The 15,770-nt window shown below is 65.5% G+C and carries 15 protein-coding genes and 1 tRNA gene; 7 read left to right on the forward strand and 9 right to left on the reverse strand.

Annotated elements, in window-relative coordinates; all coding sequences use genetic code 11:
• Nucleotides 1–71: 71 nt before the first annotated feature.
• The 6 genes from IX761_RS16045 (at nucleotide 72) to IX761_RS16070 (ending at nucleotide 5,926) form a co-directional block, all read left to right on the forward strand.
• Complete coding sequence (locus tag IX761_RS16045; protein WP_194790550.1) at nucleotides 72–1,562, forward strand: sensor domain-containing diguanylate cyclase; 1,491 nt, start codon at nucleotides 72–74, stop codon at nucleotides 1,560–1,562.
• Nucleotides 1,555–1,776: a cysteine-rich CWC family protein gene (locus tag IX761_RS16050; RefSeq protein ID WP_194790551.1), complete on the forward strand. Its 222-nt coding sequence runs from the start codon at nucleotides 1,555–1,557 to the stop codon at nucleotides 1,774–1,776. The genes IX761_RS16045 and IX761_RS16050 overlap by 8 nt, the downstream gene beginning before the upstream one ends.
• Nucleotides 1,777–1,807: 31 nt before the next feature.
• On the forward strand, nucleotides 1,808–2,500 hold the full coding sequence (locus IX761_RS16055; RefSeq protein WP_194790552.1) for a pseudouridine synthase: 693 nt from the start codon (nucleotides 1,808–1,810) through the stop codon (nucleotides 2,498–2,500).
• A gap of 437 nt (nucleotides 2,501–2,937) precedes the next feature.
• Entirely contained in the window at nucleotides 2,938–3,822 is an 885-nt protein-coding gene (locus tag IX761_RS16060; protein ID WP_194790553.1) for an alpha/beta fold hydrolase, read from the forward strand.
• Nucleotides 3,823–3,935: 113 nt separating this feature from the next.
• Nucleotides 3,936–4,009: transfer RNA gene (locus IX761_RS16065), tRNA-Gly, on the forward strand.
• Nucleotides 4,010–4,225: 216 nt separating this feature from the next.
• Nucleotides 4,226–5,926, forward strand: a complete 1,701-nt coding sequence (locus tag IX761_RS16070; protein ID WP_194790554.1) for a SulP family inorganic anion transporter — start codon at nucleotides 4,226–4,228, stop codon at nucleotides 5,924–5,926.
• 29 nt (nucleotides 5,927–5,955) lie between these two features.
• On the opposite strand, the gene IX761_RS16075 is transcribed toward IX761_RS16070, so the two are convergent.
• From IX761_RS16075 to IX761_RS16105, 7 genes are all read right to left on the reverse strand, one after another.
• A complete protein-coding gene (locus IX761_RS16075) occupies nucleotides 5,956–6,438 on the reverse strand; it encodes a hypothetical protein (RefSeq protein ID WP_194790555.1) in 483 nt (160 codons plus the stop codon).
• Between the two features lie 14 nt (nucleotides 6,439–6,452).
• Nucleotides 6,453–6,824, reverse strand: a complete 372-nt coding sequence (locus IX761_RS16080) for a hypothetical protein (RefSeq protein WP_194790556.1) — start codon at nucleotides 6,822–6,824, stop codon at nucleotides 6,453–6,455.
• Between the two features lie 97 nt (nucleotides 6,825–6,921).
• Complete coding sequence (locus tag IX761_RS16085) at nucleotides 6,922–8,520, reverse strand: alpha/beta hydrolase (RefSeq protein ID WP_228533610.1); 1,599 nt, start codon at nucleotides 8,518–8,520, stop codon at nucleotides 6,922–6,924.
• Between the two features lie 7 nt (nucleotides 8,521–8,527).
• Nucleotides 8,528–10,894: a TonB-dependent receptor gene (locus tag IX761_RS16090; RefSeq protein WP_194790557.1), complete on the reverse strand. Its 2,367-nt coding sequence runs from the start codon at nucleotides 10,892–10,894 to the stop codon at nucleotides 8,528–8,530.
• Between the two features lie 81 nt (nucleotides 10,895–10,975).
• Complete coding sequence (locus IX761_RS16095; protein ID WP_194790558.1) at nucleotides 10,976–11,938, reverse strand: FecR family protein; 963 nt, start codon at nucleotides 11,936–11,938, stop codon at nucleotides 10,976–10,978.
• The gene (locus tag IX761_RS16100; protein WP_194790559.1) at nucleotides 11,931–12,467 is read right to left on the reverse strand and encodes an RNA polymerase sigma factor; all 537 of its coding nucleotides are present in this window, start codon (nucleotides 12,465–12,467) and stop codon (nucleotides 11,931–11,933) included. The genes IX761_RS16095 and IX761_RS16100 overlap by 8 nt, the downstream gene beginning before the upstream one ends.
• Before the next feature lie 108 nt (nucleotides 12,468–12,575).
• Entirely contained in the window at nucleotides 12,576–13,646 is a 1,071-nt protein-coding gene (locus IX761_RS16105) for a glycerophosphodiester phosphodiesterase (RefSeq protein ID WP_194790560.1), read from the reverse strand.
• Nucleotides 13,647–13,754: 108 nt separating this feature from the next.
• On the opposite strand from IX761_RS16105, the gene IX761_RS16110 reads away from it, so the two are divergent.
• Nucleotides 13,755–14,753: a DUF4917 family protein gene (locus IX761_RS16110; RefSeq protein ID WP_194790561.1), complete on the forward strand. Its 999-nt coding sequence runs from the start codon at nucleotides 13,755–13,757 to the stop codon at nucleotides 14,751–14,753.
• A gap of 16 nt (nucleotides 14,754–14,769) precedes the next feature.
• On the opposite strand, the gene IX761_RS16115 is transcribed toward IX761_RS16110, so the two are convergent.
• Complete coding sequence (locus IX761_RS16115; RefSeq protein ID WP_194790562.1) at nucleotides 14,770–15,270, reverse strand: helix-turn-helix transcriptional regulator; 501 nt, start codon at nucleotides 15,268–15,270, stop codon at nucleotides 14,770–14,772.
• A gap of 157 nt (nucleotides 15,271–15,427) precedes the next feature.
• A complete protein-coding gene (locus IX761_RS27655) occupies nucleotides 15,428–15,685 on the reverse strand; it encodes a hypothetical protein (RefSeq protein WP_416366791.1) in 258 nt (85 codons plus the stop codon).
• Nucleotides 15,686–15,770 lie beyond the last annotated feature (85 nt).

A 15,770-nucleotide genomic window follows, 5' to 3' on the forward strand; every position in this document is an offset into this window, starting at 1 on the left:
CTGAAAAACATGCAGTCATTTTTCGGTCATCTCACTAGAATGTCGCCACCGGCACCTTCCACGGGACGATCATGCCCTCGCCTTCCGCCCTGCTCTCGCAACGCTCGCTGATCTTCACCCTGCTGCTGTTGCTGGCCTGCGGCTTCCTGGCCACGTCGCTGCTGAGCTACTACGCCTCGCGCGGGGCCATCCGTGACGGCATCGTCAACACCGAACTGCCGCTGACCTCCGACACCGTCTATTCCGAGATCCAGAAAGACCTGATCCGCCCGGTGCAGATCGCCTCGATGATGGCCCAGGACACCTTTGTGCGGGACTGGGTGCTGGCCGGTGAGCAGGATGCCACGCGCATCACCCGCTACCTGGGCGAGGTGATGGGCAGCCAGGGCACCTGTACCAGCTTCCTGGTGTCCAACCGCAGCCTCACCTACTACCAGGCCAAGGGCGTGCTCAAGCAGGTCAAGGCCGATGCCTGGCGCGATGCCTGGTACTTTCGCCTGCGCCAGTCCAGCGAGCCCTACGAAATCAACGTGGACCTGGACATGGCCAACCAGGACAAGCTCACCGTGTTCATCAACTACCGCATGCTCGATTACCAGCAGCGTTTCATCGGCGCGGTCGGGGTGGGGCTGAGCGTGGAGTCGGTGGTGAGCCTGATCGACGACTACCAACGCCGCTACCAACGCGCGGTGCTGTTTACCGACGCCCAGGGCAAGGTCCTGCTGACCGGGTCCGACGGTGGCCCCCACGGCCTGCGCGCCGGCCAGCAGTTGAGCGACAGCCGGCAGTGGCAGGAACTGCTGGCACGCATGCCGACCCCCACCCCCGGCAGCCACGAGTACCACGACCGCGACGGCCATAGCCACTTCCTCAACGTGCGCCAGTTGCCTGAGCTTGGCTGGTACCTGCTGGTGGACAAGCGCGAGACCGGCGCCCTGGACCGCATCCGCCAGTCGCTGTACCTGAACCTGGCCATCTGCGCGATGATCACCCTCGTAGTGCTGTCGCTGCTAAATGCCATGATCAAGCGCCATCAGGACAACGCCGAGGCACTGGCCACCCTCGACAGCCTCACCGGCCTACCCAACCGGCGCAGTTTCGACCTGCTGGCCGGCCAGGCGCTGGTCGATGCCCAGCGCGACAGCGCGCCGCTGGTCGCCCTGCTGATCGACCTCGACCACTTCAAGGCGCTCAACGACACCCATGGCCACCTGGCCGGCGACGAAGTGCTGCGCCAGTTCGCCAATGTGCTGCAAGGCAGCCTGCGCCAGTCCGATATACTCTGCCGCTGGGGCGGCGAGGAGTTCATCGTGCTGCTGCGTGAAACCCAAGGCCGCCAGGCCATCGAGGTGGCCGAAAAAATCCGCCGGCGCACCGAGCAGCTGACCTTCAGCCATGCCGAGCAGCCGCTGCGCCTGACCGTCAGCGTCGGCCTCGCCGGCCTGCGGCCAGGCGACACCCTTCACAGCCTGCTCGGCCGCGCCGACCACGCCCTGTATCGTGCCAAACAAGGCGGACGCAACCGTGTCTGCAGCGAAATGCCCGGAACCGAACATGCCTGACGACCAGCGCTGCCCTGCCTGTGGCGCCCCCAACCAATGCGGCTTGGCCGACCCACGCAGCGCCACCCGAGGGTGCTGGTGCTTCGACGTCCGCATCGACCCGGCCGTGATCGCCGCCCTGCCCGCCGAACTGCGCGACAAAGCCTGCCTGTGCCCGGCCTGCGCGCAGGTGGACGAACAGCTCAAGGCAGCGTCATCTGCCGCGATCCGTTAAACTGCGCGCCGATTCCCCGCGACCTGCCGCCATGCGCCTCGACCGTTTTCTCACCAACCTGCCCTGCTACAACCGCCAGCACGTGCGCCTGCTGCTGGCGCAGCGACGTGTGAGCGTGGATGGCGTGGCGGTCAGCGACCCGCTGCACGAAGTGCGTGAGTTCAGCCGGGTCGTAGTGGACGAACAGGTGCTGCAGCCAGGCCGCCCGGCACGCTACCTGATGCTGCACAAGCCCGCCGGTTGCGTCAGCGCCACCCGCGACCCGCAGCACCCCACCGTGCTCGACCTGCTGCCGGCCGACCTGCGCGACGACCTGCACATCGCCGGGCGCCTGGACTACAACACCACCGGCCTGCTGATCCTGACCAACGACGGCCAGTGGTCACGGCGCCTGACCCAGCCGAAAACCCAGGTGGCCAAGACCTACCTGGTGCAGACCGAGGACGAGATCGGCGCTCATTACGTGGACAAGTTCCGTGAAGGGTTCTACTTCGCCTTCGAGGACCTCACCACCCAGCCCGCCCAGTTGGACCTCCTCGGCCCACGTGAGGCACGGCTGGCGATCGTCGAAGGGCGCTACCACCAGGTCAAGCGCATGTTCGGTTTCTTCCAGAACAAGGTGGTGGGGCTGCATCGGCAGAGCATGGGCGCGATCGAACTGGACCCCGGCTTGGCACCCGGCCAATTCCGCGTACTCAGCGACAGCGAAATCGCCTGTTTCTGACGTAACGCGAGCGCCCTGCGACGGCGTTTTTCGCGCAAACGATTGGGTAGTCGCAACGCTTTTCCACTACACCGACCGCCTGGCAGTTCAGCACAAAAAATACCCCGAACGGCACTTGCGCGATGCCGCCCCCGCTGCTTGACTGCCAACTTGTCGGTCCGCATGTGACTCAACGGTCACAAACGCAGTCCAAGACACCTTTTTGCCGGCCACCCAGGGTCTCGATGCCTTGGGGCACGGCAGAATCGCCCGCCACAACAACACCGTCGACACAAGCGTCAAGGATCGACACAAGGGCCTACCGGTTTATCTTCCAGGCGAATGCCTACCTGTCATAAAGCACGTGCACCCTGATGGGCCTGTACGGTTGATCCGCGAATCAACCACACAGACCACCAGGAGACGCGAACACCCTTTTTGCGCCAGGAGTCGATGACATGAGGCCAGAAATCGCTGTACTTGATATCCAAGGGCAGTACCGGGTTTACACGGAGTTCCACCGCGCACAAGGCGCCGAAAAGACCATCATCCTGATCAATGGCTCGCTGGCCACCACCGCGTCCTTCGCCCAGACCGTGCGCAACCTGCACCCGCAGTTCAACGTGGTGCTGTACGACCAGCCGTATGCCGGCAAGTCCAAGCCGCACAACCGCCAGGAACGGCTGATCACCAAGGAGACCGAGGCGCACATCCTCCTCGAGCTGATCGAGCACTTCCAGGCCGACCACGTGATGTCGTTCTCCTGGGGCGGGGCTTGCGGCCTGCTGGCGCTGGCGCACCAGCCGCGGCGGGTGAAGAAGGCCATCGTCAGCTCGTTCTCGCCGGTGATCAACGAACCGATGCGCGACTACCTGGAGCGCGGTTGCCAGTACCTGGCCGCTTGCGACCGCTACCAGGTGGGCAACCTGGTCAACGACACCATCGGCAAGTACCTGCCGTCGCTGTTCAAGCGCTTCAACTACCGCCACGTGAGCAGCCTGGACAGCCACGAGTACGCGCAGATGCACTTCCACATCAACCAAGTGCTCGAACACGACCTGGAACGGGCGCTGAAGGCCGCGCGCAACATCGACATCCCGGTGCTGTTCATCAACGGCGACCGTGACGAGTACACCACCGTCGAAGATGCCCGCCAGTTCAGCAAACATGTGGGGCAAAGCCACTTCAGCGTGATCCGCGACGCCGGCCACTTCCTCGATATGGAACACAAAGGCGCCTGCGAGGATACCCGTGGCGTCATGCTGGGCTTCCTCAAGCCGAGTGCGCGCGAAACCCGCCCACGCCACACCCACACGCAGGGGTACCATGCACTGGCCTACTGAAAGCAACGGTGTCCTGTAGCCCGACTACCCGCAGGCTGCAGGTCGCCAACAGGCTTTTTATGACTTCGGGCTATTAATTGGGTGGGGGTTATGGTAAAAAGTCGAGCGCAAACGCGGGTATAGTTTAGTGGCAAAACGAAAGCTTCCCAAGCTTTAGTTGAGGGTTCGATTCCCTCTACCCGCTCCAGATCGCATTCCCCGCATGACGTTCAAGTAACGTCATCGCTGTCAAAAGGAGCCTCGGCTCCTTTTTTCGTTTCCGCCTTCCAGGTTTATTGACCTGGCCCATGACCACCGTGCGCCCGATCCGCTTGAATGCCCGGCTCCGGTACTGACTTGCAAGCGCCAGGGCCGGCGGCGCATAAGCACCTAAGCTTGAGCAAACATCTCCAAAGGACTGCCCATGTTTCTCTCCCGCTGGCTACCGGGCCTGGCCAATCTGCTGCACTACCGCCGCGAGTGGTTCCACGCCGACCTGCAGGCAGGTCTCTCGGTGGCCGCGATCCAGATCCCCATCGCCATCGCCTACGCGCAGATCGTCGGCCTGCCGCCGCAATACGGCCTGTATGCCTGCGTGCTGCCGATGATGGTTTATGCGCTGGTCGGCAGTTCGCGCCAGTTGATGGTCGGCCCGGATGCCGCCACCTGCGCCATGATCGGCGGCGCAGTGGCCCCGCTGGCCATGGGCGACCCTCAGCGCATCGCCGAACTGTCGGTGATCGTCACCGTGCTGGTGGGGGCGATGCTGATCGCCGCCGGGGTGGCGCGGGCGGGCTTTATCGCCAGCTTCTTCTCGCGGCCGATCCTCATCGGCTACCTCAACGGTATCGGCTTGAGCCTGATCGCCGGGCAACTGTCGAAAGTGGTGGGCTTCAAGATCGAGGGCGACGGTTTCATCCTCAGCCTGGTCAACTTCCTCCAGCGCCTGAACGAGATCCACTGGCTTACCCTGGCCATCGGCCTGGCCGGGCTGGCCTTGCTTATCTGGCTGCCGCGCCGCTTCCCGCGCTTGCCCGCGGCCCTGGTGACGGTGGTGGTGTTCACTGCCGTGGCCGGGCTGTTCGGCCTGGACCACTACGGCGTGGCGATCCTCGGCCCGGTGCCGGCGGGCATCCCGGAGCTGGCCTGGCCACAAAGCACCCTGGCGGAAACCAAGAGCCTGCTGCGCGACGCCCTGGGTATCGCCACCATCAGCTTTTGCAGCGCCATGCTCACCGCCCGCAGCTTCGCCGCCCGCCACGGCTACGCGATCAACGCCAACCATGAGTTCGTCGCCCTCGGCGTGAGCAACCTGGCCGCCGGCATCTCCCAGGGCTTCGCCATCAGCGGCGCCGACTCACGCACCGCAGTCAACGACATGGTCGGCGGCAAGAGCCAGCTGGTGGGCATCATCGCTGCGCTGGTGATCGCCCTGATCCTGCTGTTCTTCACCGCGCCCATGGCCTGGATCCCCCAAGCCGCGCTGGGAGCCGTGCTGCTGATGGCCGGCTGGGGGCTGATCGACGTCAAGTCGCTCAAGACCATCCGCAAGCTCAGCCGCTTCGAGTTCTGGCTGTGCCTGCTGACCACGGTTGGTGTGCTGGGCCTGGGGGTACTGCCGGGCATCGTGTTCGCCGTCACCCTCGCCATCCTGCGCCTGCTGTACAGCATCTACCAGCCCACCGACGCCGTGCTCGGCTGGATGCCGGGCATCGAGGGGCAGGTGGACGTGCGCCAGCACAAAGACGCCCGCACCGTGCCGGGCCTGGTGGTGTACCGCTTCGACGACGCGATCCTGTTCTTCAATGCCGACTACTTCAAGATGCGCCTGCTCGAAGCCGTACAGGGCGCGGAAAACACCGAAGTGGTGCTGTTCGACGCCGAAGCCGTGACCAGCATCGATGTCAGCGGCATCGCCGCCCTGCGCGAAGTGCGCGACACCCTGGCCGCCCAGGGCATCCACTTCGCCATCGCCCGCGCGCGCGGCACCTTCCTGCGCATGCTGGTGCGCTCGGGGATGGCGAGGGAAATGGAAGACAAGCTGCTGTTCGGCTCGGTGCGGGCGGGGATCAGGGCGTATCGGGTGTGGCGCAACAGGAGTCGGCAGAACCCCACCGACAAGTGATGGCCCGGGGAAACCCGGGCCTGACCAAATCAAGCCTGCGGATAACTGCACCCTACGTACAGGTCGCGGTCCTTGTCCTCGGTCGAGACCACCCGCAGCGTGCCTTTGCTGTCGAGCACCCGCTGGTAATCGACGTAACCGTCGGTATCCAGGGTCTTCTTCAACTTGAGCCCGTTGGCGAGCTTGGCGGCATCGGCCTGGGGCGCGGTGCTGCTGGTCAGCAGGTAGAAGCTGAAGCGGTCGGTCATCACCAGGGTGCTGGACGTTACGCCATTGATGCTCAGCGCCGAGGGGACCTGCCAGGCTGCGCCGCCCCAGGGGCTGTGCTCATCGTCCTTGGTGAAGGTCAGTTGCTCGGCATCGGCCAGCTGGTTGAACTGCTCCACCTGCTGCGCGCTGGCCTGGCACTGCGCCAGCGCGGTGAACAGGGCGACCTGGGCCGAGTCGGCAGCGGATACGGAGAACGAGGCCAGGCAACCGGCCAGTGCAATGATACGAAGCGATGTTTTCATGAGAACTTCCCTGTTCAGTCGAATGTGCATTGTTTGAATGCCATGAAGTCACTGCCGGAGGTGAATTGCAACACGCACTCGGCATCGAACTTCTGGCCCAGGCGCATGGCTTTCATGCGCGCGTCCTGGGCCTCGTCGGCACCATTGAGGCGGGCCAGTTCATAGCCGTCATCGTCACCGGCGACGAGCATCGGCGCGCCCTGGAGGTTGCTCTTGACCCCCAGCGCCACGGCCGTGATCTGCACCGGCTGGTTCAGCTCTTCCATGCTCAGCGTGGAATAGCCCTTCTGCTCGTACACCTGGTACAGCGTGGAAATATCCTGGGCATTGGCGCCCGGGGCAAGCAAGAGGCCGCAGGCAAGCGCAGCCATGATCGTGGGTTTCACACTAACTCCTTGTGTCGAATCTCCGGTGCTGGTGCGCCGAAGGCAGGCACTGTGCCATCAACCTGCCCGGCGCGCCATCGGGGTCTCCCTGATTCGCCTAATGTGGCACGCAGGCCTGCGGCGATGCCTGGATGCCACGGCCAAGCAAGCTGATCAACCCGCACGGCAGGCTCCCGCGCCATTGCAGGTAGTCGTGCCCGGCGGGGTATTCGACCTGCTCCACCGCATACCCCTTGGCCAACAGCACATCGCGCAGGTGGCGGTTGGTGTCGAGGATCTTCGGCCCTTCGAACAACCCAGACTGCAAGTAGAAGCGCAGTGGTTGGCGCGGCGCCCTGGCGTACTCGCGGGTCAGCCAGCCGGGCTCATCAGCCGCCTGCGCCCACCAGTAGGAGCCTGACAGGCTCAACACATTGCCGAACAGTTCCGGGTGGGTCAGCCCCATGTAGGCTGAGGCCAGGCCGCCATAGCTGGAGCCGGCGACCACCGTGCGCGAGGCCGGCGCCGACAGCCCCTGCTCTCGCGCCCAGGGCATCAGCTCCTCGGCCATGAAGCGGGCGAAACGTGGATTGGGCGGCAACTCCTGCTGTCGGCTCAGGTCGCTGGGGTTGGCGATGATCAGCGCGGCGGTGGCAGGGATCAGGCCATCGGCGATGAGGTTGTCGAGGATCGTCGGGGTCGGCACCTGGCGGGTGTAGGCATGGGCATCGAACAGCACCAGCAGGCCTTGGTCGGCCTTGCCCGGGCGCCAGCCGGCCGGGCGGTACAGGTAGACGTCCCGCTCGTTGCCCAGCAGCCGGCTGGCCAGGCGCTTGCGCTCGACGCTGCCACGGCGCACGCCTTCGCGCGCGGCCACCCAGGGTTGCGGGGCCGCATCCGGCAGCTCCAGGCGCGAGCGCGACAACCACGGATCACCGCTGCCATCGGCGAAGGTATTCGGGTTGAGCGGGTCGCGTCGTGTGGTGGCGAGGATCACCCGCCGATCATCCGACACCGGCACGTCGGGCGCCATCTGGTAGCTCAGGCGAGTGCCCGCCGGCACCACGAAACTGTGGTACCAGACATCGCTGTCGGCAAGCCGGTGCAATGGCTCGTGATTGCCCGATGGCGCGCCGAACATGCGCACATTGTCACGCGCACCGCGCCACAGGAAGGTCACCAGGCGCTGCTCGGGCTGGCCGTCGAGCGCCTCGACCAGCGGCGTGCCCTCGGCCCCACGGGCCTGCCAGAACGCCACGCTGGTGCCGCCCTCGCTCAACTGCTGTGCCAGCTGGCGCAAGGTCGGGCTGGCCAATGGCACTTGCCCGCGCCGCTGCCCGACGTCAGGCAGCACTTGCTCCAGACACAAGCTGAAGCGTTCGCCCGGGCGGATCGCCAGCGGCTCGGCGCGCAGCGCGTACTGCCCATCCTGCCCCGCAACGAAGAGAAATTCGCGTGGCTGATCCAACCCATCGATCAGCAGGCGCAGCGGATGCCCTTGGGCATTGAGCAGGCGCAGGTCGATATCACCGTCGACACGTCCGCGTACCAGATCCCCGGCCTTGAGGGAAAGGTTCCAGGTTGGCCGGCGTGACTCACCCACCTGCCCCGTCACTGCCCCGCCCACTTCAAGCACCGCCTGCCCTGAAGCCATCACGACCCCAGAGCAGGCCAGCGCCAGGCACAACCCTGCGGCTATTCGCTTGATTCGTTGCATGCCCACCTCAGAAGTCGATGCTGGCGGACAGCTTGACGGTACGCGGCTCGCTGACGGTGGCATAGCCGTCGTTGAACACCCCGGCCCAGTAGGCGCGGTTCTCGACGTTCTCCAGGCTGGCGCGCAGGGTCACGTCCTTGCTCAGCACCTTGGTCGCGTAGCGTGCGCCGAGGTCGTAGCGGGTCCACTGCGGGATCTTCAACTGGTTGGCGCTGTCCAGGTACTGCGAGCTGCTGTGGATGCCCAGCGCGGTCAGGGTCAGGCCCTGCACCCAGGGCAGGTCCCACTCGGCACCGAGGTTGGCCGACCAGGCCGGCACGCCCCGGGCGGTATTGCCGTCCATGGCGCCGTTGGCGGTCTTGCTCAGCACGGCGCGGGTGTAGGTCACGCCACCGAGCAGGCGCACCTGCGGCGTGACCTCGCCGAACATCGTCCATTCCACACCCCGGTTGCGCTGCTCGCCGTCATCGTTGTACCGGTTGCTGGCCTTGTCGTAGATCATGCTCGGCTTTTCGATCTGGAACAGCGCCAGGGTGTGGGTGAAGTCGCCCAGGTCCCATTTCACCCCGGCCTCCATCTGCTTGGCGACGTAGGGGGCGAACTGCTCGTTGTAGTTGGCCGCCTTCACATCGGTGACCATGCCACCCTGGGTCAGGCCTTCGATGTAGTTGGCGTACAGCGACACCGGTGCCTCCCAGGGCTTGAGCACGATACCCAGGGCCGGGGTCAGCTTGCGCTCGTCGTACGACGGCTCGCTCATCTTCTGCCGCACGCGCTGGGCGCGCACGCCGAGGGTGAGCAGCACGCGGTCATCGACGAAGCCCAGGGTGTCGGCCACGGCAAAGCTCGACAGCGTGTTGTCGCCGGTCTTGTCGTTGCTGCCGTGGTCACCGGCGATGATCGGCTTGCCGGGGTGGTAGATGTTGGTCTTGTACTTGCGGCCTGTAACCGTCGGCGCCCGGCCGATGTCCTGGTGCAGCAGCGTGGTGCTGAGCACCAGCTGGTGGCTGACCGGCCCGGTCATGAAGTCGCCACGCAGGCCCGCCTCGGTGGACAGGCTGTGGGTGTAGCCGGCCTGGTTGTAGGTCTCGCCGGTGGCGGTGCCATCGGCCTTGTTCACCACCACCCGGGTGCCGTTGAGGAAACCGTCGTAGCGGGTGCGCGCGCCGCCGACACTGGCGAACGCGCTCCAGTGATCGTCCAGCTGGTACTCGCCGCGCAGTATCACCGCCTTGCTGACCTGCTTGGCATCAATGCCTTCGAGGATATTGGTGTCTGGCTTGGGCGCCTGGGTGACATGGCCGAGCGCGCTGAAGCCGGCCATCATCGGGCTGCCGTTGTCGAGCTTCTCGTGGCTTTCGTAGGCGTCCAGTGCGAGTTTGAAGTCGTCACCCCGGTAGTCCAGCGCCAGCGAGGCCAGTGTGCGGTCCTTGGACTGCTCGTCGACGCCGGTGTCGCCGCTGCCGTACACGCCGTTGAAGCGGATACCGAAGCGGCCGTCGGCGAAACGCCGACCGACATCGAGGTGTTCGGCCACATAGCCATCGGACACGTAGCTGGTGGTCAGGCGGGTCAGCGGCGCATCCCCGGCCCGCTTGGGCACCAGGTTGACCACCCCGCCCACGCCACCGTTGGGCGCCATGCCGGTCAGCAACGCACCAGGGCCCTTGAGCACTTCGACCCGTTCCAGAAACTCGGTGGGTACGTGGCCGTCGGGGGCCAGGCCGTAGAGCCCGTTCATCGCCAGCTCCGTGGAGTCGAGGGCATAGCCACGGATCATGAAGTTCTCGTAGGCATGGCCCTCGCCAGTGCTGAAGCGAATCGACGGGTCGTTGCGCAGCACCGCGCCAACGGTGCCGCTCTGCTGGTTCTCGATGGTTTGCGCGGTGTAGGCGGTGACGCTGAACGGCGTGTCCATGATGTCGCGGTTGCCCAGCATGCCGATGCGCGCACCACGGGCCACCTGGCCGCCGCTGTAGGCCTCGGGCAGGTCGCTATTGAAGGCACTGGCATTGACCGTGGTCGCGCCCAGCGTCAGCGCCCCCTCCTCGGCGCTACCGCGCAGGATGATCACGCCGTTCTCTTCCACCGCCACCAGGTCGCTGCCCGCGAGCAGTTGGCGCAGGGCCTGCATCACCGTGTAGCGCCCGTGCAGGGCCGGGGCATGGCGGCCGGCGAGCAAGCGGCTGTCGGCGGCGATGGCCACGCCGGACTCATGGGCCAGCGCGTGCACCGTGGTTTCCAGCGGCTGGCTCGGCAGGTCGAGGGCCAGCGGCTGGCTGTCGGCCATTGCCAGGCCAGTCGACAGCAGGCCGGCACATGCCAGGGCCAAGCGCCGCAGGGTGCCGGGGAAGCGGGTGGAGGGAAGCGACATGATCTGTCCTTGCAGAAGGTGGGTTCACAGCTGATGACGCGGCACCTTCGCTTTACCCCTCAAAGAAATTCCCGGGCGGTTTCAGCGCCGTACGATCAGGCGCTGCCCGCCCTGTTCCACGATGCTGACGGGCAGGATGCGTGGCAGGGCTTCCAGCAGCACCTCGGGCCGGTCACTGGGGAAACTGCCGGTCAGGCGCAAGTCGGCTGCCCCCGGGTCGAGGTCGAGCGGCCTGGCCACATAGGCGTTGAGTTCGCCGATCACCTCTGCCAGTGGCTGGTCGGTGAACGACCACCAGCCCCGCTGCCAGTGCGCTGGGTCCGGGCCGAACTGGCCGCCGGCGCGCAGGGTGCCAAGGCGGCCCTGTTCATCGAGGCAGACGCGCTCACCGGCTTGCAGGATCTGCTCGCCACCGCGCAGGTCGCGCACTTGCACTCGCCCGCGAGCGACCGCCACCTGCACCCGGCCGCCCCGGTCGCTGACACTGAAGGCGGTGCCCAGTACCTGCACCAGGCCCAGGCGAGTGCTGACCTGGAAGGGGCGCCACCGTTCGTGGGCGACATCGAAGAAGGCATTGCCGTGCAGCAGCAGGACCTGCCGCTCGCCGTGGTCGAAGTTGACCCGCAGGTTGCTCTCGGCCGCCACCAGCACCTGGCTGCCGTCGGGCAGCGCCAATGTGCGAGGCGTTTGGGCGTGGGCGGTCTGTACGTCCTGCCGGTACGGCGCGGTACGCTTGAACATCCAGCCCAGCCAGCCGCCAGCGGCGAGCAGCACTGCCATAGCACTCCCTTGGCGCAGCAGCCGGCGACGGCTTGGGTCGCAGGCCTGCGGCTGAATCGCGCCGCGCAGTTGCGGCGCCAGGCGGTGGACCATCTGCCAGCGCTGCTCGGCTTCCTGCCAGGCACACTCATGTTCCACGCTCTTGCCGCGCCACTGCCGGGCCTGACCATCGACCTTGCGCACGCGCTCAGGGTCATCCCCCTGCAACCCCGCCAGGTACGCCAAGGCCTGCTGCACCTTGCGCGGCGATGCCGGCTCAATCATGGCCTGCCGCCAATCTCAGTTCGGAGAGGTCGAACACCGCCCGGGCGATGTGCAGCTCCACCGCCTTTGCCGACAGCCCCAGCGCCGCGCACACTTCGCGATGGCTATGGCCATGCAGGCGCACGCGGACGAACACTTCGCGGCGCAGCCTGGGCATGCGCTCGATCCGGGCGATCAGTTGCTGCAACTGCTCGCGGGCGATGATGATGTCTTCCACGCTGGGGCTCAGCGGCTCGGCGCGTAGCAGCCAGTCCTCCAGTGCCGCCAGCTCGGTACTGCGCCGCCGGTACTGGTCGATGCACAGGTTGCGCGCGGCCTGGAACAGCAAGGCGCGGGCATTGATCACCGGTGCGTTGAGTGCATGGGCATACGCCTGGGCGAAACTGGACTGGGCAATGTCGGCGGCGTCGTCTGGGTTGCGCAAGCGCCCGCAGAGGTATCGGCGCAGGTCGCTGTAATGCGCCAGCAGGTCGTCGACCACCGCCGCCAGCGGCGGTTGGGTGATCCAGGGCGTGGATAGGGAGGTCATTGCGAATGGCTGTGCAGGAATCGCTTAATAGGAATTCCTATCATTCTCACACATGTCATTCGGCCATCGCCAGCTTCATCTGGGGCTGCTGGGCAGCCCCCTCTGCACTCAATAGCCGAGCTTGCCCAACAGCGTGGCCTCGCTGCCCTGCACCGTACGCCCGTAGAAGCGCATCAACTCACCGGCGCGGTTGGTGAAGATGCCGTCCACGCCGGCGGCCATGGCTTTGTTGAAGTCCACCGCGTCATCGAGGGTATAGACGTGCACCAGCAACCCGCGGTCGTGGGTGGCCTGGTTCATCCACGGCTGGATCAAGTCCGAATAGCTCTGCTCGCCCAAGTTGCTGCGCACCGCCGAGGGCCCGGTGCCGATGGCACCGCCTTGCTTGGCGTAGTCCAGCCAGCGTTCGAACTCGGCGCGGTCCTTGGGGTGCTGGCGGGCATAGAAGGCCGACTTGTCACGTTCACCCGACTCAACGAAGGTTTGCCCCGAGGCCGGTTCGATGCTGCCCTTGGCCACCCACAGCAGGAGGATCTTCGGCACCTTGGGCATGGCCTCGTGCAGCAGCTGGAGGCTGTTGCGGTCGAAGGTCTGCAACACCACCTTGCCCGGTTTGTCGAGCCAACCACGGGCTTCGAGGCGTTGTTTGAGGTCCTTCTCGATGCCGGGGAACTGGGCGGGTTCCTTGGTCTCGATGTACAGGCCGGGGTGGCGTTGCGGGTCACCCTCGGCAATGTCGATCACTTCGTCGAGGGTGAGGATGCGCTGCCCGACAAAAGCGTTGCGGGCCCGTTCGGGGTAGGCCTTGTTGAACCAGCTGCCGGCATCCAGGGACTTGAGCTCGGCCAGGGTGAAGGCACTGACCGGGCTGTTCTTGCGCTCGGGGAAGCGCTCGGCGACATCACTGGTGCGCCCCAGCACATCGTCGTGAACCACCACCAGGGCACCGTCGCGGGTACGCTGCAGGTCCATCTCCAGGTAGTCGGCCCCCAGCTCGCGGGCCAGCAGGTAGGCTGCGGTAGTGGATTCGGGGGCGTCGAACGAAGCACCGCGGTGGGCGATTACCGCCGGGTATGCAATACCCTGGGCGGCGGCAAGCTGGCTGCCATCAGCGGCATGGGCGCCGGTAGTGGCCAGCAAGGTGGCCAGGGCGAAGGCCTGGAACTGAGGCTTGTACATGCAGGGGAATCCTTTTCAATCCAATACGGTCCGTGGGCGGCGAGCCTCTCACACTTTGCATGACATGCTAAAGTCCTCGCGTTTTGAGCCACGCCCATCGGACCCACCATGCCCGCACTCGACGTCCACCTGCCCGCCTGGGCCGACCTCAACCAGCGCCACCCCTGCCCCGCCCTGCTGCTGGGCAATGGCGCCAGCCGCGCGCTGTGGAAGCCATTCGGTTACTTCTCGCTGTACGAAGAGGCCCAGCGCGCCGGGCGCAAGAAAGGCCTGGCGGTCAGCGACCAGGCGCTGTTCAAGTCGCTGGGCACGGAACTGTTCGAGCCGGTGTTGAGCACCCTCAACCACACGGTGCGCGCCAACGCCGCGCTGGCCATCAGCTCCACCGCGCCGCTGAACCGCTACTACTCGATCAAGGAAGCGCTGATCCATGCCGTGCGCACCGTGCACCTGCCCTGGGCGTTGATGCCGGCGAGCACCCTGGCGACGATCAACCAGGCGTTGCGCGGCTATCGCAGCGTCTACACCAGCAATTACGACCTGATCCTGCCCTGGGCCATGCAGCATGCGCCGCAGGGCTTTGCCGCGCTGTTCGACGAGCAGGGCTTCTTCGATGTGCGCCGCACCCGCGCAAAAGGAACACGGGTGATACACCTGCATGGCGGCCTGCATCTGCTCAAGCTGCCGGACGGATCAACCCGCCAGCGCAGCGCCGAAAGCGCCGAACTGCTCGACGGCGTCGCGGTGAATATCCCCGGCGAGGTGCCGCTGTTCATCAACGAAGACCGCAGCGATGAGAAACTGCGCGCCATCCGCCACTCGGACTACCTCGGCTGGTGCCTGGGGCAGTTGGCCGCTGAACGTGATGGGCTTTGCCTGTTCGGCCAACACCTGGACGCCAGCGACCAGCACCTGGTCGAGGCCATCCGCCAGGCGCGCCCGAAACACCTGGCGATTGCCATCCGCCCCTTGAGCGAGGCGTCGATCGTCAATCAGAAGCAGCACTTCACCGAGCGGTTCGCCGGCCTGGACGGGGTGCCACTGCACTTCTTCAACGCGCAAAGCCATCCGCTGGGGCAGGTCGAACTGATGATCAGCGCGCGGTAAGCGCGCTGATGTTTGCTCAGGCTTCCTGGCCGCCGTACACCCGCTCGTGGGCCGTACTGACATTCACCCGCATGGCCGCGAGCGCCAGCTCCAGTATGTCCTGGGCCACGGCATAGGTCCCCCGCATCTGCATCCAGGCGAGGATGTCCGCCAAGTGCCAGAGCGAGGTGGTGCCTTCGTGGATGGGCGTTGGAAAGCTGTGCGAATGGGTGAGCATGAGCTTGCGCATGTTCTGCCGGGTCACGCCCATCAGTTGCGCGACATCGGTCAGGCCGACCAGGTCGGGGCTGGCTTCGATCAAGCGGGCATGCGGCACCACGCGCTGAACATCCGCCAGGGCGCTGTGCATGGCGTCCCTGGCGCTTTCGCCTTGCCGGGCGAAAGCCAGGGCCAGGCGGCCCGGCTGGCCGATGCCGACCAGTGCATCATCGCAGCCGGCCGCGCCCAGGCGCTCGACCAACGCGTCGATATCCTCGTCGCCGGTCAGTTGGTATTTGAGGGTGAATTGGTATTCCATCACTGCTGCTCCACATGCGGGTGGTTGCTGCCGCGGTTCGAGGTGCAGTTGTCCACTACGCGGCGCAATTGACGGGCAAAGGTGCCTGGATTCTTAGGCTTTGTACGAAAAGTGCCTGCGCGACGATCATGCTGCGTTGAAAACAGGCTCGGAATGCTCATTTACAGCCAGTAAACTCCGCTTCCTCGCCTGTTTTCGCCTTGCCTGATCGCCGCTCGGCGACTTTTCGTACAAGCCTAGGTGTGCTCCACACACTGGTGATGCAGAACTCGCCACAGCGGCATTCACGATCATTAAGGGGACAGTAGATCCGCCCCCAGCAATGCCCGCCCCCTACCGTGATCCTCCAGCCCTGCGCCTCGGCGTATCTCAGGGTCTGCTCGACTTCCTTGCTTGGATGGGTAGGACGGGACATCGAGTGCGCTCCAGTATGGTCATGGGAATATCGGTTGTCGAGTGACAACCAGAAGACGCCGACGAACGTCTTCCCCAAACCAGCC

Origin of the sequence: Pseudomonas sp. UFMG81 (assembly GCF_015354575.1) — a bacterium.
In the GTDB taxonomy this organism is placed as follows: Bacteria; Pseudomonadota; Gammaproteobacteria; order Pseudomonadales; family Pseudomonadaceae; genus Aquipseudomonas.